The organism is Streptomyces sp. (genome assembly GCF_036524955.1).
GTDB lineage: Bacteria > Actinomycetota > Actinomycetes > Streptomycetales > Streptomycetaceae > Actinacidiphila.
The window spans coordinates 1-19,660 of the sequence record NZ_DATDBG010000161.1 but is presented as its reverse complement, the minus strand read 5'-3'; the positions used below and the strand labels follow the sequence as shown (position 1 = coordinate 19,660).

The following is a 19,660-nucleotide window of genomic DNA, read 5'->3' as shown; positions in this document are numbered from 1 at the left end:
CAGCACGGACAGCGTCGGCTCCGCGTTACGGTAGGCGGGCTGCCGCCCGATCTTCGCCATGAATCGCTCGACCAGGTCGACCGCGATCGTGTCCGCCCGGTCGTCGTTGTTGCCGAAGGCCGGGAAGTCGCCGTCCACGGTGTAGTCGACGGCCAGCCCGTCCGGGTCGCGCAGCACCTTCACCTGGGCGTACCTGATCGCGGACAGGCTGTCGGCGGCGACCGAGAGCCCGGCGATGCCGCAAGCGAGGGTACGCAACACGTCGCGGTCGTGCAGCGCCATTTCGACGGCCTCGTAGCAGTACTTGTCGTGCATGTAGTGGATGACGTTGAGCGCGTTGACGTAGGTGGCGGCCAGCCAGTCCAGCATCCGGTCGTAGGCGGCGGACAGCTCGTCGAAGTCCAGGTACTCGCCGGTCAGCGGCGGGCTCGGCGGGGCGACCTGCTCGCCGGTCATCTCGTCCCGGCCGCCGTTGATCGCGTACAGCAGTGCTTTGGCGAGGTTGACGCGGGCGCCGAAGAACTGCATCTGCTTCCCGACGGCCATCGCCGAGACGCAGCAGGCGATCGCGGTGTCGTCGCCGGTGCGCGGCCGCATCAGCTCGTCGGACTCGTACTGGATCGAACTGGTGTCGATGGACACCTGCGCGCAGTAGCGCTTGAACCCCACCGGCAACCTCGGCGACCACAGAACGGTCAGGTTCGGTTCGGGCGCCGGACCGAGGTTGTACAGCGTCTGCAGGAAGCGGAACGAGGTGCGGGTGACCAGCGGCCGGCCGTCCGACCCCATCCCGCCGATGGACTCCGTCACCCACGTCGGGTCGCCGGAGAACAGCGCGTCGTACTCCGGTGTGCGCAGGAACCGGACGATCCGCAGCTTCATCACGAAGTCGTCGACCAGCTCCTGCGCGCGGGTCTCGTCGACGACGCCCGCGTCGAGGTCACGCTGCAGGTACACGTCCAGGAACGTCGAGGTGCGGCCCAGCGACATCGCGGCCCCGTTCTGCTCCTTCACCGCGGCCAGGTACGCCAGGTAGAGCCACTGCACGGCTTCGTGCGCGGATACCGCCGGCCGGGAGACGTCACAGCCGTATGTGGCGGACATCCGCTCCAGCTCGCCCAGCGCCCGGATCTGCTCGGCCAGTTCCTCGCGGTCGCGGATCACCTCGGCTGTGGAGGGCCGCCCGTCGAGCAGAGCCCGGTCGGCGCGCTTGGCCTCGATCAGACGCGTGGTGCCGTACAGCGCGACCCGCCGGTAGTCCCCGATGATCCGCCCGCGGCCGTAGGCGTCCGGCAGCCCGGTGATGATGCCGGCCTTGCGGGCGCGGAGCATCTCATCGGTGTACGCGTCGAAGACCCCGTCGTTGTGCGTCTTCCGATAGGTGCCGAACACCCTGCTGACGAACGCGTCGGGCGTGTAGCCGTACGCCCGCAGGCCGTTCTCCACCATCCGCAAGCCGCCGTTCGGCATGATCGCCCGCTTGAGCGGAGCGTCCGTCTGCAGGCCGACGATCAGTTCGCGGTCCCGGTCGATCCAGCCCGGTGCGTGCGAGGTGATGGTGGACGGGGTCGCGGTGTCGACGTCGTACACCCCCCGGCGCCGCTCCTCGGGGAGGAGCGCCGCCACCTTCGCCCAGACCACGCGGGTCCGTTCGGTCGCACCGGCCAGGAAGCCGCCATCGCCTTCGTACGGCGTGTGGTTCGCCGCGATGAAGTCCGGCACGTCGATGTGCTCACGCCACCGCTCCCCGGTGAATCCGTGCCAGGCGTGGGCTCCCTGGTCCACCTGACGCTTCGTCATCACTGTCATCGTTCGCCATCTCTCTCGGCTCGGCGGTCGCTCCTGCGCCTCGATCGTCGTCCGGACCGGGCGCTGCGGACAGGGCCGTTGGTCCCTCCGCTGAGCCCCGTCCGGCCCTGAACTCCCGGCGGCGGATCCCGGACAGTGGAGGTCAGTCAGACCACTGAGCCCCCAGGGAGGCTGCATCATGAGGCACCGCACCGTAAGCGATCTGATGACCCATGCGGTCCAACGGGTCGGACCGGACACGGCCTTCAAGGACATCGTCAAACTGCTCACGGAACACGGCATCACCGCGGTGCCCGTCGTCGACGACAACGACCGCCCCCTGGGGGTGGTGTCCGAGGCGGACCTGCTGCGCAAGGAGGCCGTCCAGCCGGACGCGGCCGGGCTCCTGCCCCCTGCCGACCTGCCGGCCGGTATGCGGGCCAGAGCCGCGGCCGTCACCGCCGGCGGCCTGATGACCAGCCCCGCCGTCGTCGCACTGCCGCAGTGGACGGTTGTCCAGGCAGCCCGCGTGATGGACACGCACCAGGTGAAGCGCCTGCCCGTGGTGGACGACACCGGCCGACTCGTGGGAATCGTCAGCCGGCTGGACCTGCTGCGGGTCTTCCTGCGCCGGGACCCGATCATTCGTGAGGAGATCAGCGGAGCCGTCCTGGACCGCACCCTCGGCATCACCCCCGGCGAGGTCGTCGTCCGCGTCAAGGGGGGCCGGGTGACCTTGCGGGGCACGGTCCGGCACCCCGGGCTCATTCCTGTGGTCGTCCGCCTGTGCCAGGACGTCGACGGCGTCGTCGACGTCACCGAGGAACTCGGCTGCCGCACGGACGACCCCGGCGGTGTGACGGCCGCGCTGCCGCTGCAGGCCCCGCTGAACGGCCGGAGGTGAACCGGAGATGACCGAGTCCCGCGTGCTTGTCGTGTACGGATCGACGAACGGCTCCACGGCCGAGATCGCCCGGTGGATCGGTGAGACGCTGAGCGGCGAGGGCATCGCCGTCGACGTGTCGTCCGTCGACGCGGTGGGGGATCTCGCGCCCTACACCGCGGTCGTGCTCGGCTCGGCCGCGTACGAACGACGGTGGCTGCGGGACGTGGTCCGCTTCGCGCACCACCACCGAGGGGCCCTCGTGAAGGTGCCGGTGTGGCTGTTCAGCAGCGGACCGCTCGATGCCTCGGCGTCCGAACGGGACATCCCTCCGGTCTCCCGTGCGGTCAAGGTCGCCGAAGAGCTGCACGTCCGCGGCCATATGACGTTCGGTGGCCGGCTCGTGGACGGTGCCCAGGGCCGGATCGCCCGGATGATGCTCGACCAGGGGAAGGGCGGTGACTTCCGCGACCCCGGGCAGATCCGCGGCTGGGCGCTGGGGATCGCGGCCGAGCTCGCCTCGCTGCCGCAGCCGAGCTGAACGGGGGTCCCGCTCCCCGTACCGGGGCGGGCCCGCGATCACCCGCGCGCATGTCGCCTTGTCGTACCGGCCGATGTGCAGGAGCGTCACCGGCGGCCCGCCCGGGCCGCTAATGTTGGGCCGGTACATGACGCGGTCCGTGGTGAGGCACGAGCGGAGGAACCGGTGCGCGACGGCGTCGGCAAGGAGAGCGACCGCCTGCCGAGGTTGCGGCTCGACGAGCTGCTCGACGAACTGCAGACGCGGATCGACGCGGTGCGCGGAACGCAGGACCGTGTGCACAGCCTCCTCGAAGCCGTGCTCGCCGTTGGGCGCGAACTCGATCTGCCCCACGTGCTGCGCCAGATCGTGGAATCGGCCGTGATGCTCGTGGACGCGGAGTACGGCGCCCTGGGCGTCATCCAGGGCACGGGTCTCTCGGAGTTCCTGACCGTGGGCGTGGCCGATGAGCGGGCCACAGCGATCGGCGCGCTGCCGTCCGGACACGGCATGCTGGGTGAGCTGATCCGCCACCCCGAGCCGCTGCGGCTCTCCGAGATCTCCCAACACCCGGTGTCGTACGGATTCCCGCCGCACCATCCGCCGATGCGCACCTTCCTGGGCGTACCCATCCGGGTCCGGGACGAGGTCTTCGGCAACATCTACCTCACCGAGAAACGCGGCGGCGGGCAGTTCAACGGCGAGGACGAGACCGTCCTGGCGTCCCTGGCGGTGGCGGCGGGCGTCGCGATCGAGAACGCCAGGCTCTACAAGGCGGCCCGCGACCGGCAGCGCTGGATGGAGGCGAACGCCGAGGTCGTCGGTGAACTGCTCTCCGGCGCGGAGGAGATGGGCGTCCTGGAGGGGATCGTCCGCCGTGCCGGCGGCATTCTCGGCGCGGACCTGGCCGTGCTCGCCCTGCCCATCGGCGACAGCACCGATCTGCGGGCGGTGGTCGCCGTCGGCACCGGTGCCGACGAACACCGTGACCTGGTGCTGTCCCCGGAAGGCTCCTTCATGGGCGCCGCGATGGCCGCGGGCGAGCCCATCATCACCGCGGAGATCGGCAAGGACCCGCGGGCCACCTCGGGTTCGCCGCGCTGGGACGGACTGGGACCGGTCGTGGCGGTGCCGATGATGACGGACGGCGGAGCCCGCGGCGTACTCCTGCTGGCCCGCGAGAAACCCTCTCCTCCCTTCTCCGCGGCCGAGACCGCCCCCTTGCTCGCCTTCGCCGGGCAGGCCGCCCTGGCCATGGAACTGGCCGAACGCCGGCGGGCCGCCGAGCAGCTGACGTTGCTGGAGGACCGCGACCGGATCGCCCGGGACCTGCACGACCTGGCCATCCAGCGGCTGTTCGCGACCGGCATGACGCTGCAGAGCACGCTGCGCTTCGTGGACCACCCCGATGCGACCGAGCGGCTGATGCGTGCCGTGGACGACCTGGACGAGACCATCAAGATCATCCGGTCCACCATCTTCGGGCTGCGCGCGAAGGACGCGGAGCGTCGGCCCCGGGGCCTGCGTTCACGGGCCGCCGCGAGCGTGGAGGACGCCGCCCACACCCTCGGCTTCACGCCGGCCCTGCGCATGGAGGGGCTGCTCGACACTGATGTGCCCCCACCGGTCGTGGAAGACGCCGTCGCGGTTCTGGCCGAGGCGTTGTCCAATGTTGCGCGCCACGCGCGGTCCAGTACCGCCGAGGTCTCCCTGGTCGTCGCCTCGGGCAGGCTGACCGTCACCGTCGTCGACGACGGGGTCGGTCTCCCCCCGGACGGTCGCCGCAGCGGGCTGCGCAACCTCGCGGTACGTGCCGAGCGGCTCGGCGGCCGGATGGAGGCCGGCCCGGGACCCGGCGGCGGCACGCGCCTGGTGTGGTGGGTGCCGCTGGCCCCGGCGTAGCCCCGCGGGAGGTCGCGGGTGCCGATGAGGGCGATGCCGGAGACGACGTGCAGGGTCTGGCCGACGGCGTGGATGTGCCAGTTCGTGCGGGCGCCGGGGGCGAAGCGGACCATGTTGACACGCATCCGGGACGGCTCCTGTCCGGCGTGGATGACGTCCCACCAGACGTCGCCGGTGAACCGGTCGGCCGGGGCCCTGCCGGTGGGCTGCTGTTGGGGGGTGAATTCCATCGGGTCTCTCTCCAGAGCGTGCTGTGTACAGGGACGAGGAGCGTGGTGTGTGCGCCGACTGCTGCTTGGTGGCAGGTGACCGGGTGCCGGGCTGGGGCCCGGGCGGGGTCAGGGGGCGGCTCCGACGGCGAGGGTGAAGTTGCCGTGACGCGCGGCGAGGGCTTCGACGCCGGTGGTGATGTGGCCGATCTTGATCAGGCTGGCGGCGTGTCCGGAGTCCTTGCAGAAGGGGGGTCAGGGGCGCAGGAGCGCCTTGATGGCGCGGCGCTCGTCCATGGCCCGGTATGCCTCGGCGGCCTTGTCGAGGGGCAGGTCGAGGTCGAAGACCTTGCCGGGGTTGATCCGGCGGTTCCAGATCAGGTCGATCAGCTGCGGCAGGTACTGGCGGACCGGTGCGGGTCCGCCGTGCAGGTGGACGTGGGAGAAGAACAGCTCCTGGCCGTCGAGCGTGACGTCGTGGGCGACGCCGACGTAGCCGACGTGCCCGCCCGGGCGGGTGGAGCCGATGGCTTGGAGCATCGACTCCTGGGTGCCGACGGCCTCGATGACGGAGTGGGCGCCGAGGCCGCCGGTGAGTTCCTTCACCCTGGCGATGCCCGCGTCGCCGCGCTCGGTGACGATGTCGGTGGCGCCGAACTCGCGGGCGAGCTTCTGCCGCGGCGCGTGGCGGCTCATCGCGATGATCTGCTCAGCGCCGAGCTGCCTGGCGGCGAGCACCGCGAGCAGACCGACCGCCCCGTCACCGACGACGGCGACCGTCCTGCCGGGCCCGGCCTGCGCGGCGACCGCGCCGAACCAGCCGGTGCCCAGCACGTCGGAGGCGGCGAGGAAGCTCGGGATGAGGTCATCGGCGGGGACACCGGGCGTGGCGACGAGCGTGCCGTCCGCCAGCGGGACCCGCAGCAGCTCCGCCTGAGCGCCGCCCACGAGCTCCCGGTGGACACACAAGGACTGGTAGCCGGCCCCGCAGATCCCGCACGTGTTGTCCGAGGCGAAGAACGACCCGATCACGAACTGCCCGGGCTTGATCGTCTTCACCTCGTCGCCGACCTCCTCGACGATGCCCACGTACTCGTGGCCCATCGCCACCGGCCCGTCGACCGCCTCGACGCCGCGGTACGGCCACAGGTCCGATCCGCACACGCAGGCCGCCGACAGCCGGATGACCGCGTCGGTCGGGGCGACGATCCGCGGGACCTCGCGCTCCTCCACTCGGATGTCGCCGGGGGCGTGCAGCACAGCACCACGCATGATGGTTCTCCTTCTGGTCTCCTTGGGGGCCGGCCACCACGGGGGTCCGGACCGTCACAGTGACGGTCAAGGGCGACGACCGGCCGGTCCGTGACGTGCACGCAGCGTGTCGACCGCGATGTCAGCCGCGGGCGCACCGGGCCCGCGCACGGACCTGATGGCTCCTGTCCCTCCGAGCCGGAACCCGGCCGGGGACGCCACCGCAATCAAGGAAACCGCCGTTCCCGGCTGGCAGGGAGTTCCTCTCGAAGGGTGTACTGGCAGTACATCCCAAGGCCGGCACACCGGGCGTACGGTCGTGATGTGGACAATCGCCAGGAAGTCCGCGAGTTCCTCGTCTCGCGGCGAGCCAAGATCACACCCGAACAAGCCGGGCTGCCCGCCGGACCCAAGCGCCGCGTCCCCGGACTACGCCGCAGCGAAGTCGCGGCACTGGCCGACGTGAGCGTCGAGTACTACTCCAAACTCGAACGAGGCTCCCTCGGCGGCGTCTCCGCAGGCGTCCTGGACGCCATCGCCCGCGCCCTCCAGCTGGATGACGCCGAGCGCGCCCACCTGCTCAACCTGGCCCGCGCCGCGGACGGCAGCAGCACGCTCATGCGCCCACGACGCCACGCACCGAAACGCTGGACACCGCACCCCAGCCTGCGGTGGACCCTCGACGCGATCACCGAAGGGCCCGCGTTCGTCCGCAACGGCCGCATGGACCTCCTGGCCACGAACCGCCTCGCCCGCGCGTTCTACCACGACGTCTACGCCGACCCCCACAACCAGGCGAACCTCGCCCGCTTCAGCTTCCTCAGCCCCGACTCCCGCCGTTTCTACCCCGACTGGGACCTCGCCGCCGACATCGCCGTCGCCATCCTGCGGACCGAAGCCGGCCGCAACCCCCACGACAAAGAACTGCACGACCTGGTCGGCGAACTGTCCACCCGCAGCGACGCCTTCCGCACCAGATGGGGCGCCCACAACGTCCGCCTCCACGGCACCGGAACGAAACGATTCCACCACCCCGTCGTCGGAGAACTCACCCTCGCCTACGAAGGTCTGGAGATGGCCGCCGAGCCCGGCCTCACCCTCACCATCTACGCAGCCGAACCCGGCTCCCCGTCCGCGGAAGCACTGACCTTTCTGGCTTCCTGGGCAGCCACACAAGAGACGGAAACCTCCCCGAACCCCCTCCCGACCGGCTGACACCCGGCAGCGGTCACCGTCGGCCCCCCTCGCGGCCGGGAGGCGGCAGGGTGCCGGTCCGCCCGCCGGTCTCGGCCGCCGACGCATGAAGAAAATGTGACGCACCGTCATATGGGCCACCACCATGCGGTCCGTGCGCCCCGAGAGACCGGGCCCGGGCGTTCTGCATGCGGTGGACGACGATTCCCGCGACCAGGCGGGCCAGGGCCCCGCCGAACCCCGGGTCGGCATGGGACAAGGCCCGCACGATGGTGGCGTCGAACTCATCGGCCCGTACGTCGCTCTGTGCCTCGGCACCCAACTGCCAGGTGTACGGCGGGAAGAGCCAGGAGCAGCCGAGCAGGTCGCCCGGCCGGAGCGTCTCGACCACTGCCGGGCGGTGGCCCGGAACGGGTGTCTCCAGGGCGACCGAGCCGGAGCGGACGACCCAGAACCGGTCGGCGTCACCGCCCTTTTCGAAGATCCGCGTACCGGCAGGGAAACACACCTGCTGGGCGAGGGTCAGCAACCGGTCGCGGCCCGGGGCGGGCATCGTGGCGAAGGGACTGGTCGGGGCGGTGGTTGGCATCACGGCACTGCTTTCTCGTCACGGTACGGTCAGGGCTTCAGGAGCGCTCCCGCGCGACGCGGCGCGCCGCGGGCCGGTAGGGACGCGGGGCAGAATCGTCGAAGCGGGAGGTGAGGCGGTTGACCACCGTCACCACCCCGTCGATGCGCGCGGTCATCCGCCCGGCGATCAGGACCTCGCTCGCCCGGTCCAGGTGCCCTTCGAGGGTGACCACGCCGTTCTCGGCCCGCACGCCGACCGCCTGCGGGTCCAGCCACAGTGAGCGGACGAGTACCTCCCGGATGACGTCGTCGCGGATGTCGGCGTCCGGGCGGAGGAAGACCTGCAGCAGGTCACGCCTGGTGACGATGCCGACGAGCCGGTCCTCCTCGTCGAGGACGGGCAGCCGTTCCACGCCGTGCTCGGCCATGACGCGCGCCGAACGTGCGATGGAGTCGTCAGCGCGCACGGTGACGGCAGGGGTGGACATGAGCATGCCCACGGTCGGCGCGCCGGCCTTGACGGCCGTGGGACGCGCGGGCCACCGGCTCCACCGGCGCCACCGGGAGGGTTCGGCGTCCGCCCGGGCCTGACGGAGCACGAGGTCCGTCTCGGAGAGGACGCCGACCACTTTCTCGTCGTCGTCCACGACGGGCACGCCGCTGATGCGGTGCCGTGCCAGGAGGGCCGCGACCTCTTTGAAGGGCGTGCCCTCGACGACCCGGACCACGTCACTGGTCATCACGTTGCCGACCTTGCGGTGTTTCATCGTGTGCTCCCGTGGGACGGCGACCGGGGCAGCGCGCCTGCGCCGTGGCGCGTCGCCGCCCGGTACTCCTGGTACTCCTGTGCGTGCGGTCGCGGCGTCACTGACCGCGCGCCGGATCGCCGGTCCCCCGGGCCGGCCCGGCGTGCGCGCCGGCCTCGCGGGTGCCGTAATAGGCGGAGCGCATCAGCTCACGCATGTCGTCGAGCATCGGCATGCGGGGGTTGGCCGGGGCGCACTGGTCCTCGAAGGCGTTCAGAGCCTGTTGCGGCAGGGCGGAGACGAAGGCCGTCTCGTCGACGCCCAGGGCCTGGAAGGTGGGCGGGATGTGCACGGCGTCGCGCAGCCGTTCCACGGCCGCGGCGTACGATTCGACGGCTTCCTCGGGAGTCGCCGCCGGGAGCCCCAGCATGCGCGCGATGTCCTGGAAGCGCTCCGGAGCCCGGTAGCTCTCGTACTTGGGCCAGCCGGTCAGCTTGGACGGTGCGGTCCCGTTGTAGCGGATGACATGCGGGAGCAGGACCGCGTTCGTGCGCCCGTGGGCGACGTGGAAGGTGGCGCCCAAGGTGTGGGCCATGGCGTGGACGACGCCCAGGAAGGCGTTGCCGAAGGCCATGCCGGCGATCGTCCCGGCGTTGTGCATCTTCTCCTGTGCCCGGGGACTGCCGGCGCGGTCGTTGACCGCCGCTTCCAGGTTCTCGAAGACGAGCTTGATGGCGTGCAGGGCGAGGCCGTCGGTGAAGTCGTTGGCGTAGACCGAGACGTACGCCTCGGTGGCGTGGGTGAGGGCGTCGAAGCCGCTGTCCGCGGCGACGGTCGGGGGCAGGTCGGCGGCCAGCAGCGGGTCGACGATGGCGACGCTGGGGGTCAGGGCATAGTCCGCGAGCGGGTACTTCTTGCCGCTGGCGGGGTCGGAGATGACGGCGAACGGGGTGACCTCGGCTCCGGTGCCGGAGGTCGTGGGGACGCAGACCAGCCGGGCCAGCCTGCCGAGGGCGGGGAAGCGGAAGGCGCGCTTGCGGATGTCGCTGAACTTCTGCCGCATGTCGGAGAAGTCGGTGTCCGGCTGTTCGTAGAGCAGCCACATCACCTTGGCCGCGTCCATGGGCGACCCGCCGCCCACGGCGACGATGGTGTCGGGGCGGAAGCCGCGCATGAGGGCCGCGCCGCGCTGGACGGAGTCGATGCTCGGCTCGGGCTCGACGTCGTCGATGACCTGGATGGCCACCGGCCGCTCGCGGCGCCGCAGGACCTGGCTGACGCGGTCCACGTAGCCCAGCCGGGTCATGGTGGCGTCGGCGACGACGGTGACGCGTTCGACGTCCGGCATGTCGGTCAGGTAGCGGATGGCCTGCGGCTCGAAGTAGATCTTCGGCGGGACTTTGAACCACTGCAGATTGTTCCGGCGGGTGGTGACGCGCTTGACGTTGAGGAGCTGCGCCGCCGATACGTTGTCGGACACCGACGTGCTTCCCCACGATCCGCAGCCCAGGGTCAGGGAGGGCAGCAGCCCGTTGTAGACGCCGCCGATGGCGCCTTGTGACGACGGCGCGTTGACGATGATCCGGACGGTCTTCATCCGGTGCCCGTACTCCTCGGCCAGCGCCGGGTCACCGGTGTGGATGACCGCGCTGTGCCCCTGCCCGTGGAAGGCGACCATCTCGGCGGCGAGTGCGAAGCCCTGCTGCGTGGACTCGGCCCGCAGCACGGCGAGGACCGGGCAGAGCTTCTCCCGGGTCAGCGGTTCGTCCGTTCCCACGCGGTCCGCCTCGGCCAGGATGATCGAGGTGCCTGCGGGGACGCTGAACCCGGCCTGCCGGGCGATCCACTGCGGGCTCTTGCCGACGGCGTCCGGGTTGACCCTGGGCTCCTGGCCCTCCGGGACGGGCGGGAAGAGGTACGTCTCCAGCCGCTGCTTCTCCTGGGGCGTCGCGAGGTGGGCGTGCAGTCCGGCGAATTGCGCCAGGGCCTGGTCGTAGATGTCGGTGTCCAGGATGACGGCCTGTTCGGAGGCGCAGATCATGCCGTTGTCGAACGACTTGGACAGCACGAGGTCGTTGACGGCCCGTCGCAGGTCGGCACTGCGGTGCACGTAGGCCGGTACGTTCCCCGCGCCCACCCCGACCGCCGGCTTGCCCGCCGAGTAGGCCGCCTTGACCATCGCGTTGCCGCCGGTGGCCAGGATCAGCGCGATGCCGGGATGGCGCATCAGCAGACCGGTCGCCTCGACCGAAGGATGCTCGATCCACTGGATGCAGTGCTCGGGCGCGCCGGCGGCGACAGCGGCGTCCCGTACGATCCGGGCGGCCTCCGCACTGCACCGCTGCGCCGCGGGATGGAAGGCGAACACCACGGGGTTGCGGGTCTTGAGTGCCAGCAGCGCCTTGAACACCGTGGTGGAGGTCGGGTTCGTCACCGGGGTGACCGCGCACACCACGCCGACCGGTTCGGCGATCTCGACCACGCCGTCGACGTCGTCGCGGGCTATCACCCCCACCGTCTTCATCCGCGACAGGCTGTGCACGACGTGCTCGCTGGCGAACATGTTCTTCGCGGCCTTGTCCTCGAAGACGCCGCGTCCGGTCTCCTCGACGGCGAGCCGGGCCAGATGGGTGTGGTGGTCGAGGGCCGCCACGGACGCCTTGGCGACGATGTGGTCGATCTGCTCCTGGTCGAGGCCGGCGAAAGCGGTCAGCGCCCGGGTGCCGCGCCCCACAAGGCGGCTCACGGCCTGTGCGTCGGAACGGTCCCGGTCGCGGACTGTCACGGGTGGCGTCATCACTTGTGTCATGGAGAGACCTTCGTTCTCGGTTCGGGGAGTGCTTCGGGCGTCCGGGGCTGCGTCACCCCCCGGGGGGCGTTCAGGCGTTCTCGCGGTCCCACCGGGGGCCGATCACGTCCTGTTCGGCTGACCACGGTTCGGCACGGCGCCGGTCGGAGACCGGCGCGGCGCATGCCCAGCCGACGAGCACGGCGGCGCAGACACCGCCCGCGCCGCCGGCCCTTCCGAGGCGGTAGGGCGGCGCCGATCGGCCGCAGCATCACGGTGCCCGTCCGCGGGAGCCGGTGCCCAGTGCCGAACGGCCCTGGCACCCTGGGCGAGTCGGACCCGGGTGATTACCTCGAACGGCCCTGTCCAGGAGGGCACCGCGGGGCGGAGTGTGGTGGCACGACCATCACACTCCGGAGGAACGAGATGTCGGACGCGCTTTCACCGCAGCCGGGTGCGCCCAGCGACGACGAGGTCAGGGAGCTGGACGCTCACTGGCGGGCGGCGAACTATCTCGCGGTGGGGCAGATCTACCTGATGGACAATCCGCTGCTGCGGGAGCCGTTGCGGCCGGAGCACATCAAGCCGCGGCTGCTCGGGCACTGGGGCACCTCGCCGGGGCTGAACCTGGTCCACACGCATCTCAACCGGGTCGTCCGGGCCCGGGACCTGGACGCGATCTGCGTCTGGGGTCCGGGACACGGCGGGCCGGCCGTGCTGGCGAACTCGTGGCTGGAGGGCAGCTACACCGACACCTATCCGGACGTCACGCGCGACGCCGCCGGAATGCGCCTGCTCTTCCGGCAGTTCTCCTTCCCCGGTGGCGTTCCCTCCCACGTCGCACCGGAGACCCCCGGCTCCATCCACGAGGGCGGCGAACTGGGCTACGCCCTGTCCCACGCCTACGGTGCCGCGCTGGACAGCCCGGACCTGGTCGTCGCTTGCGTCATCGGCGACGGCGAGGCGGAGACGGGGCCGCTGGCCGCTTCATGGCACGGCAACAAGTTCCTCGACCCGGTGCACGACGGAGCCGTCCTGCCGATCCTGCACCTGAACGGGTACAAGATCGCCAACCCCACGGTGCTGTCCCGGCTGCCGGAAGAGGAGCTGGACGAGCTGCTGCGCGGTTACGGACACGACCCGCTGTACGTGACCGGGGACGACCCCATGACCGTGCACCGGGCGATGGCCGCGGCCATGGACACCGCGCTGGACCGTATTGCCGCCTTCCAGTACGCGGCCCGAGCCCAGGGAGCCGGCGAGCGGCCCCGCTGGCCGGTCGTCGTGCTGCGCACCCCCAAGGGGTGGACGGGCCCGGCCGAGGTCGACGGGCTTCCGGTGGAGGGCACCTGGCGGGCCCACCAGGTGCCGCTGGCGGAGGTGCGCGCCGACCCCGACCACCTGCGACAGCTGGAGGAGTGGCTGCGCTCCTACCGTCCGGAGGAGCTGTTCGACGAGGCAGGCAGGCCCCGGCCGCAGGTGCTGTCCCGCATTCCCGAAGGCGACCGCAGGCTGGGCGGCAATCCGCACGCCAACGGCGGGCTGCTGCTGCGGGACCTGCCCGTCCCGGACCTGGACCGGTTCGCGGTCGCGGTGGACAAGCCCGGCGTCGGCCTGCACGAACCCACGCGCGTGCTGGGGGAGCTGCTCGCACAGGTGATGGCGGACACCGCCGACCGCCGGGACTTCCGCATCGTCGGCCCGGACGAGACCGCCTCCAACCGTCTGCAGGCGGTGTTCGCGGCCTCCGGCAAGGCGTGGCAGGCCGCCACGCTCGACGTGGACGAGCATCTGGACCGGCACGGCCGGGTGATGGAGATCCTGTCCGAACACACCTGCCAGGGCTGGTTGGAGGGCTATCTCCTCACCGGACGGCACGGCCTGTTCTCCTGCTACGAGGCGTTCGTGCACATCGTGGACTCCATGGTCAACCAGCACATCAAGTGGCTGCGCACCACGAGGCAGCTTCCCTGGCGCCGGCCGATCGCGTCCCTGAACTACCTGCTCACCTCGCACGTGTGGCGGCAGGACCACAACGGCTTCTCCCACCAGGACCCCGGCTTCATCGACCACGTCCTCAACAAGGCCCCGGAGGTCGTACGGGTCTACCTGCCGCCGGACGCCAACACCCTGCTGTCCGTCGCCGACCACGCGCTGCGGTCGAAGGACTACGTGAACGTCATCGTCGCCGGCAAGCAGCCCTGCTTCGACTGGCTGAGCATGGACGCCGCCCGCGCCCACTGCGCCCGCGGCGCGGGGATCTGGGACTGGGCGGGCACCGAGGACGGGCAGCGCGCACCGGACGTGGTGCTGGCGTGCGCCGGCGACGTCCCCACCCAGGAAGTGCTGGCCGCCGCCGGGCTGATCCGCCGTCACCTGCCGCGTCTGACCATCCGTGTCGTCAACGTCGTCGACCTCGCACGCCTGCTGCCCGCGGAGGAACACCCGCACGGCATGTCCGATCCCGAGTTCGACGCGGTGTTCACACCCGACAGGCCGGTGATCTTCGCGTACCACGGCTACCCCTGGCTGATCCACCGGCTCGCCTACCGCCGGACCGGCCACCGCAACCTGCACGTCCGCGGCTACAAGGAAATCGGCACCACCACCACGCCCTTCGACATGGTCGTCAGCAACGACCTCGACCGCTACCGCCTGGTCATGGACGTGATCGACCGCGTCCCCGGACTGGCCGTATCCGCCGCCCCCGTCCGGCAGCTCATGGAGGACACCCGCCTGCGCCACCACGCGTGGATCCGTGAACACGGCACCGACCTGCCCGAGGTCACCGACTGGACCTGGGAGAGCCAGGGAGTGTCGTGACCCGTCCGGGCTCGGCCCTGCTTCTCCCACGTACGGCGCACCGCCTCGCACTCCGGCAGCACCCGGGCCGGGCCGCGAGGTCTCGGCGCAGCGTCCGGCACAACACCGCAGGCGACGGTGCCTGTCCGTCGCCTGCGGCGCTCTTCGGATGCGGCCCCGTCCGTCGCCCATTAGCCCATTCGAGCGACAGGTGACGCGCAGGGTGCCCCAGCCCCGGCACAGACTTTACGTATGACGCGCGGCATCAGCGCAAGCCGGAACATATCCCGAAGAAAGGAGATGTCATGGTCACGAAGTCCCACGTAACGGAGACCGCCTTCCACGACGAGATATCGGCGGTGTTCGCCAAGTACCCGGAGATGAGGCACACGTACGTCCTCGCCAGCCTCGCGCTCCCCCTTCGGATGGGCATCGACTTCGACCAGCAGATCGGGGTCTGCCGCATTGACGGAAACAAGATCATCGTCGAGTTCCAGGACCGGGACGAGGACGACACGGTGCGCATGAGGCACTGCGACATCCGGACCATCCACGGCGAATGCCTCGCGTGGAGCGGAGAGCTGCCCAAGTGAAGCGCGCGGCGTGCGCCCGCCCCGCTCCCTCTCCGCGCCCTGCCCGATTCCGCCGCCGCGGGGCGACCGCCCGCCTTCCGGTGCGTTGTGCGTGGCAAGGGGCGTCTGCCGGGTACGGGGAGACCGCCCTTCCTCGTTCACTCCCCCGCCGGCCCCGCTGACCTCGTCGGGCCGACCGTGAAGCCGTCGATCACCAGGCGCAGGGTACGGTCGACGGCCGCGTTCTGGGCGGCGGTGTCCTGGCGGCGCAGGGGGCCGTCGAGCAGCAGCACGGCGACGCCGTGGACGGCGGCCCAGGCGGCGTACTCGGCGTGCGGCCGGGCTTCGGCGGGCATGCGCCCGGCGGCCACGAGTTCGTCCAGGAGCGAGCCGAGCAGCAGGAGGGCGCCGTCGTAGCGGAGGGGGCCGCCATCAGCCTCACCGCCACCGGCGCCTCCCCCGGCCCGCCCGCCGGAACCGTTCCGGGCGCCACCCCCGGCCTCACCACCGCTACCGGTACCGCCCCCGCCACCTCCCTCCCCGTCGTCCGTCCTGCGGAACGCCGTCGCGAAGCAGCCCGGCTCCGCCCGGGCGAAGTCGATGTAGGCGCGGCCCGCCGCAAGGACCCGGGCGACGGCGGCCTCAGCCGGGTCGCCCACCGCCGGCAAAGCGGTCAGCGCCGTGGTGATCCGCTCGGCCAGCTCGGCCAGTGCGCGGAGCTTCACCCGCTCCAGCAGGTCCCGCTGGCTGGCGAAGTGCCGGTAAGCGGCGGTCGGCGACACCCCTGCGCGCCGGGCGACCTCGCGCAGCACGACCGCTTCCGGGCCGCCGGCGCGGGCGAGTTCCACGGCGGCGTCCTCCAGCGCGTTCGCCAGGTTGCCGTGATGGTAGGAGGTGCGGCTCATGAGTGCATCATGACATGCCGGAGTTGACGCCGTTAACATCGAGCGGGCAGACTGGGGATTCTAGTTAACGCCGTTAACATCCTCCCGAGGAGAGCGCCATGCTCGGCAGCTTCGGCACGGCCGTCCATCGCAGAGCAAAACTCGTCCTGCTGCTGTCTGCGGTCGCGGTGGCGGTGCTGGGCGCCCTGGGCGCGGGCGCCTTCGGCCAGCTCAAGGGCGGTGGCTTCGACGTACCCGGCGCCCCGTCCACCCGCGCGGCCGGCATCGTCGACGACACCTTCGGCGGGCCCGCGAACCTTGTGCTGGTGGTGACCGCCCGCCACGGAACCATCGACGACACCGGCCCCACCGCCTCGGGCAAGGCACTCGCCGCCAGGCTCGCCGCCGAGCCCGGGGTGCGCGGCGTGGGGTCGTACTGGGAGAACCGCGGCCCGGCCCTGAAGTCGAAGGACGGCCGCTCGGCACTCGTCGTCGGAAACGTGGACAGCGAGGACGACGCCCTGGTCGACCGGGTCCTCAGCACGTACGTCCAGGACGACACCGCGGTCACCGTACGGGCCGGCGGCCAGGCCGTGGTCGGCAACACGGTCAACTCGCAGGTACTGGGGGATCTGGCCGTCGCCGAGGGGATCGCCATCCCGGTGACGCTGCTGCTGCTCATCCTGGCGTTCGGCGGCGTGGTGGCCGCGGCGCTGCCGCTCGCCGTCGGACTGGTCGCCATCCTGGGGACCTTCGCCGAGCTGGCCGTGCTGGGCCGCCTCACCGATGTGTCCGTCTTCGCCATCAACCTGACCACCGCGCTCGGCCTGGCGCTGGGCGTGGACTACGCGCTGCTGATGGTGGCCCGCTACCGGGAGCTGGCGGCCGAGGGAGCCGACAGCCGGACGGCGGTGGTCACCACCGTACGCACCGCGGGCCGGACCATCCTGTTCTCCGCGGCCACGGTGGCCGCCGCGCTCGCCGCGCTGCTCGTCTTCCCGCTGTACTTCCTGCGGTCCTTCGCCTACGCGGGCATCGGCGTCGTCGCCATCGCCGCGGTCAGCGCACTGGTCCTCATGCCCGCGCTGCTGACCGTGCTCGGCAAGCGGGTCGAGGTCGGGCGGCTGCCGTGGTCCACGTCCGGCGGCGGCAGCGCGGCGCCGTTCTGGGGGCGCCTGGCCGGAGCCGTGATGCGCCGCCCGGTGGTGGCCCTCGCCCCGCTGGTGCTGCTGCTGGCCATGGCGAGCCCGCTGCTGCACGCGGCGTTCGGGACCCCGGACGAGCAGGTGCTCCCGGCGTCCACGCAGGTCCGCCAGGTCTCGGACGTGCTGCGGACCGACTTCACCGGCGACCAGGCGACCTCGCTTCAGGTCCTGGTCGACGGCGACCCCGCCGGCCTTGCGGCCCGTCTGGCAGAGTTGCCGCACGTCGTACGGGTGCAGAGCGCCACCGCGTCCGGCACCCACCTGCTCACTGTCTACACCGATCTGGCGAGCCATTCGACGGCCGCGCAGCACCTGGTCACCGACATCAGGGCGCTGCCCGCCCCGCCCGGCGCCACCGTCCTGGTCGGCGGGGACGCCGCGGAGCTCGTGGACACCAAGGACGCGATCGGGTCACGGCTGCCGTACGCGGCCGGGCTGGTCGGCCTGACCACCCTGGTGGTCCTGTTTCTCTTCACCGGCAGCGTCGCCCAGCCGATCCGCGCGCTGGTCCTCAACGTGCTGGGCATCTCGGCGTCGGTCGGCACGATGGTCTGGATCTTCCAGGACGGCCATCTGGCGTCGTGGCTCGGCTTCACCGCCCGGCCGATGGACACGGCGATGACGGTGCTGCTGTTCTGCATCGCGTTCGGCCTGTCGATGGACTACGAGGTCTTCCTCACCAGCCGGATCAAGGAGCTGCACGACGGCGGCGCCGGACGGACGGAGGCCGTCACCGAGGGGCTGGCCCGTACCGGCCGGATCGTGTCGACCGCGGCCGGACTGCTCGCCGTCAGCTTCTTCGCCTTCGGTACGGCCTCGGTCAGCTTCCTGCAGATGTTCGGAATCGGCTGCGGTCTGGCCATCCTGATGGACGCGCTGCTGATCCGCGGCATCCTGGTCCCGGCCTCCATGCGCCTGCTCGGCCGGCACGCCTGGAGCGCGCCCAGCGCGCTGCGCCGCCTCCACGACCGTGTGGGCCTCACCGAGACCACGCCCGAGCCCGGCCTGGAACCGGCGAAAACGCCCTGACCGCGCCGCGGATCCGCACCACGGGCCGCCCGCCTCGGCCGCCTTGCCCGGCGTACCAGGTCATCCCTTCATGATCGGCCTGACCGAGGCGCCGACGGCCGTACGGTCCGGGCGCGCGCCTGCGACCTGCTCACGGATCGCCCCGGGCGGGCCGGCCGGGCCCGAGCACGCGCAGATCATGGACGGCACCGGGACGAGCGTCCCGCTGCTCACCGCGTGCCGGGCCCGTATCGCCACCGCCGAGCCGTGCTACCGGGCCGACGTCCTCGGCCAGGAGCGCACTGTCTCGGCCGGAGGGCCCGCGACCCGGTCTCCGCGCTGGTCACCGACCCGGCCGAGCCGCGCCGCCTGCTGTCCGGCGTCGCACCGGGCGACGACGCGGAGTGTGCCGAGACCGCACGGCTGGAACCGGCCGACCTCGCGGAGGAGTGAGCGGGGTGGGCGGGGGTGGGCAGTCGGGGTCGGCTCCGCCGCCCGGCTTGCCGCCGGGCCCCGGTCAGGAGCCTCGGGGGTAGGTCCGCTGCACCCTGCCCTTGGCGTCGGCCAACAGGTAGCCGCCGCCGTATGCGTCGGAGAGGTAGATCCGGATGGCTGGGGTGTCGTCGAACAGGTCGGGGCCGACGATGATGTAACGGCTGGTCGGGCGGGGGACGTTCAGGGTCTGCTGGGCCTTGTCGAGCAGCGCGGGGAGGACGTCCCAGTCGTAGCCCCGTAGGTCCACCGTGGTGTCGTCGGGGTCCATCACCCCGCCCGGCTGGTGGGTGACGCGGCCGTCGCGGTAGGCGATGTCGTCGTAGAGCTTCGGGTCGGTGGGGGTCGGTGCCTCGGCGCTCGCGTACTCCGGGTAGACGAGCAGTTCCCTGACCCTGGTGCCGGCCATGAACGGGCGCATCGCCGCGATCGTGCCGCGTACGCCGGCGGGGGTGAGCAGGTTCTCGTGCGTGGTCGGCGACGACGGGGTGCCCGTCTCGCTGCCGGACTTCGGGCCGTTGGAGGCGAGAGAGCCTGCGGTCGCGGTGCCGGGGGCCGTGCTGCCGGGGGTTGTGGTTTCGGGGGGCGTGGTGCTGCCCGCCCGGGCATCGGCATGGCCGTCGCCGGGTACCAGCGTCCAGACCAGGACGCCGATCACGCCGACCGCGGTGGCGGACAGGGCGGCCACCGGGGTGCGTCTGCGGCGGGCCGGGGAACCCGGCGGTACCCATCCGGGCGGTGGGGTGCCGCCCGGGCGGTCCATGGGTCCCGGTACGGGTACGGATACGGGGGGCGCGGACGGCGGACGGCCGGCCGGAGCACCGGGTGCGTGGGCGCCGAGCCTGA

The 19,660-nt window shown here is 71.6% G+C and carries 13 protein-coding genes and 3 pseudogenes; 8 read left to right on the top strand and 8 right to left on the bottom strand.

Translation table 11 applies throughout. The annotated features are described in order from the left end of the window. The coding region (locus VIW71_RS13010; protein ID WP_331622292.1) for a pyruvate formate lyase family protein at nt 1-1,809 on the bottom strand (1,809 nt) is incomplete at its 3' end. 178 nt (nt 1,810-1,987) lie between these two features. Between VIW71_RS13010 and VIW71_RS13005 the strand changes: the two genes are divergently transcribed. The 3 genes from VIW71_RS13005 to VIW71_RS12995 all read left to right on the top strand — a co-directional run bounded on the left by VIW71_RS13005 (nt 1,988) and on the right by VIW71_RS12995 (nt 5,093). Then, on the top strand, nt 1,988-2,692 hold the full coding sequence (locus tag VIW71_RS13005; protein ID WP_331622291.1) for a CBS domain-containing protein: 705 nt from the start codon (nt 1,988-1,990) through the stop codon (nt 2,690-2,692). Between the two features lie 7 nt (nt 2,693-2,699). Further along, nucleotides 2,700-3,212 (top strand): flavodoxin domain-containing protein, encoded by a 513-nt coding sequence (locus tag VIW71_RS13000; protein WP_331622290.1) that lies wholly within the window; start codon nt 2,700-2,702, stop codon nt 3,210-3,212. Between the two features lie 165 nt (nt 3,213-3,377). Further along, on the top strand, nt 3,378-5,093 hold the full coding sequence (locus VIW71_RS12995) for a GAF domain-containing protein (RefSeq protein ID WP_331622289.1): 1,716 nt from the start codon (nt 3,378-3,380) through the stop codon (nt 5,091-5,093). A gap of 11 nt (nt 5,094-5,104) precedes the next feature. Here VIW71_RS12995 and VIW71_RS12990 read toward each other — a convergent pair. Further along, a pseudogene (locus tag VIW71_RS12990) lies at nt 5,105-5,323 on the bottom strand (cupin domain-containing protein); the annotation flags it as partial. Between the two features lie 234 nt (nt 5,324-5,557). After that, nucleotides 5,558-6,574 (bottom strand): zinc-dependent alcohol dehydrogenase family protein, encoded by a 1,017-nt coding sequence (locus VIW71_RS12985; RefSeq protein ID WP_331622288.1) that lies wholly within the window; start codon nt 6,572-6,574, stop codon nt 5,558-5,560. 303 nt (nt 6,575-6,877) lie between these two features. On the opposite strand from VIW71_RS12985, the gene VIW71_RS12980 reads away from it, so the two are divergent. Beyond that, nucleotides 6,878-7,768: a helix-turn-helix transcriptional regulator gene (locus tag VIW71_RS12980; RefSeq protein ID WP_331622286.1), complete on the top strand. Its 891-nt coding sequence runs from the start codon at nt 6,878-6,880 to the stop codon at nt 7,766-7,768. Nucleotides 7,769-7,781: 13 nt separating this feature from the next. On the opposite strand, the gene VIW71_RS12975 is transcribed toward VIW71_RS12980, so the two are convergent. The 3 genes and pseudogenes from VIW71_RS12975 to adhE form a co-directional block, all read right to left on the bottom strand. Continuing rightward, nucleotides 7,782-8,336 carry a cyclic nucleotide-binding domain-containing protein gene (locus VIW71_RS12975; protein ID WP_331622284.1) on the bottom strand — a complete coding sequence of 185 codons (555 nt, stop codon included), beginning with the start codon at nt 8,334-8,336 and terminating at the stop codon, nt 7,782-7,784. A gap of 37 nt (nt 8,337-8,373) precedes the next feature. Continuing rightward, nucleotides 8,374-9,084, bottom strand: coding sequence for a CBS domain-containing protein (locus VIW71_RS12970; protein ID WP_331622283.1), 711 nt, complete (start codon nt 9,082-9,084; stop codon nt 8,374-8,376). 97 nt (nt 9,085-9,181) lie between these two features. Beyond that, nucleotides 9,182-11,953: pseudogene (gene adhE / locus VIW71_RS12965) on the bottom strand (bifunctional acetaldehyde-CoA/alcohol dehydrogenase); the annotation flags it as partial. A 324-nt stretch (nt 11,954-12,277) separates the two neighbouring features. Here adhE and VIW71_RS12960 point away from each other — a divergent pair. Together VIW71_RS12960 and VIW71_RS12955 are read left to right on the top strand one after the other, a co-directional pair. Continuing rightward, complete coding sequence (locus tag VIW71_RS12960; protein WP_331622281.1) at nt 12,278-14,674, top strand: phosphoketolase family protein; 2,397 nt, start codon at nt 12,278-12,280, stop codon at nt 14,672-14,674. Between the two features lie 284 nt (nt 14,675-14,958). Further along, nucleotides 14,959-15,246, top strand: coding sequence for a hypothetical protein (locus VIW71_RS12955; protein ID WP_331622280.1), 288 nt, complete (start codon nt 14,959-14,961; stop codon nt 15,244-15,246). A gap of 137 nt (nt 15,247-15,383) precedes the next feature. On the opposite strand, the gene VIW71_RS12950 is transcribed toward VIW71_RS12955, so the two are convergent. Further along, nucleotides 15,384-16,130 (bottom strand): TetR/AcrR family transcriptional regulator, encoded by a 747-nt coding sequence (locus VIW71_RS12950; RefSeq protein ID WP_331622279.1) that lies wholly within the window; start codon nt 16,128-16,130, stop codon nt 15,384-15,386. Between the two features lie 98 nt (nt 16,131-16,228). Here VIW71_RS12950 and VIW71_RS12945 point away from each other — a divergent pair, with 98 nt between their 5' ends. Together VIW71_RS12945 and VIW71_RS12940 are read left to right on the top strand one after the other, a co-directional pair. Continuing rightward, nucleotides 16,229-18,343 carry an MMPL family transporter gene (locus tag VIW71_RS12945; RefSeq protein WP_331622278.1) on the top strand — a complete coding sequence of 705 codons (2,115 nt, stop codon included), beginning with the start codon at nt 16,229-16,231 and terminating at the stop codon, nt 18,341-18,343. 246 nt (nt 18,344-18,589) lie between these two features. After that, entirely contained in the window at nt 18,590-18,775 is a 186-nt protein-coding gene (locus VIW71_RS12940) for a hypothetical protein (protein WP_331622277.1), read from the top strand. A 64-nt stretch (nt 18,776-18,839) separates the two neighbouring features. Here the strand turns inward: VIW71_RS12940 and VIW71_RS12935 are convergent. After that, nucleotides 18,840-19,660: pseudogene (locus VIW71_RS12935) on the bottom strand (serine/threonine protein kinase); the annotation flags it as partial.

Coding starts and splice junctions, on each gene's coding strand:
- VIW71_RS13005 (WP_331622291.1), top strand. CDS start 1,988: ATGAGGCACCGCACCGTAAGCGATCTGATGACCCATGCGGTCCAACGG.
- VIW71_RS13000 (WP_331622290.1), top strand. CDS start 2,700: ATGACCGAGTCCCGCGTGCTTGTCGTGTACGGATCGACGAACGGCTCC.
- VIW71_RS12985 (WP_331622288.1), bottom strand. CDS start 6,574: ATGCGTGGTGCTGTGCTGCACGCCCCCGGCGACATCCGAGTGGAGGAG.
- VIW71_RS12975 (WP_331622284.1), bottom strand. CDS start 8,336: ATGCCAACCACCGCCCCGACCAGTCCCTTCGCCACGATGCCCGCCCCG.
- VIW71_RS12970 (WP_331622283.1), bottom strand. CDS start 9,084: ATGAAACACCGCAAGGTCGGCAACGTGATGACCAGTGACGTGGTCCGG.
- VIW71_RS12960 (WP_331622281.1), top strand. CDS start 12,278: ATGTCGGACGCGCTTTCACCGCAGCCGGGTGCGCCCAGCGACGACGAG.
- VIW71_RS12955 (WP_331622280.1), top strand. CDS start 14,959: ATGGTCACGAAGTCCCACGTAACGGAGACCGCCTTCCACGACGAGATA.
- VIW71_RS12950 (WP_331622279.1), bottom strand. CDS start 16,130: ATGAGCCGCACCTCCTACCATCACGGCAACCTGGCGAACGCGCTGGAG.
- VIW71_RS12945 (WP_331622278.1), top strand. CDS start 16,229: ATGCTCGGCAGCTTCGGCACGGCCGTCCATCGCAGAGCAAAACTCGTC.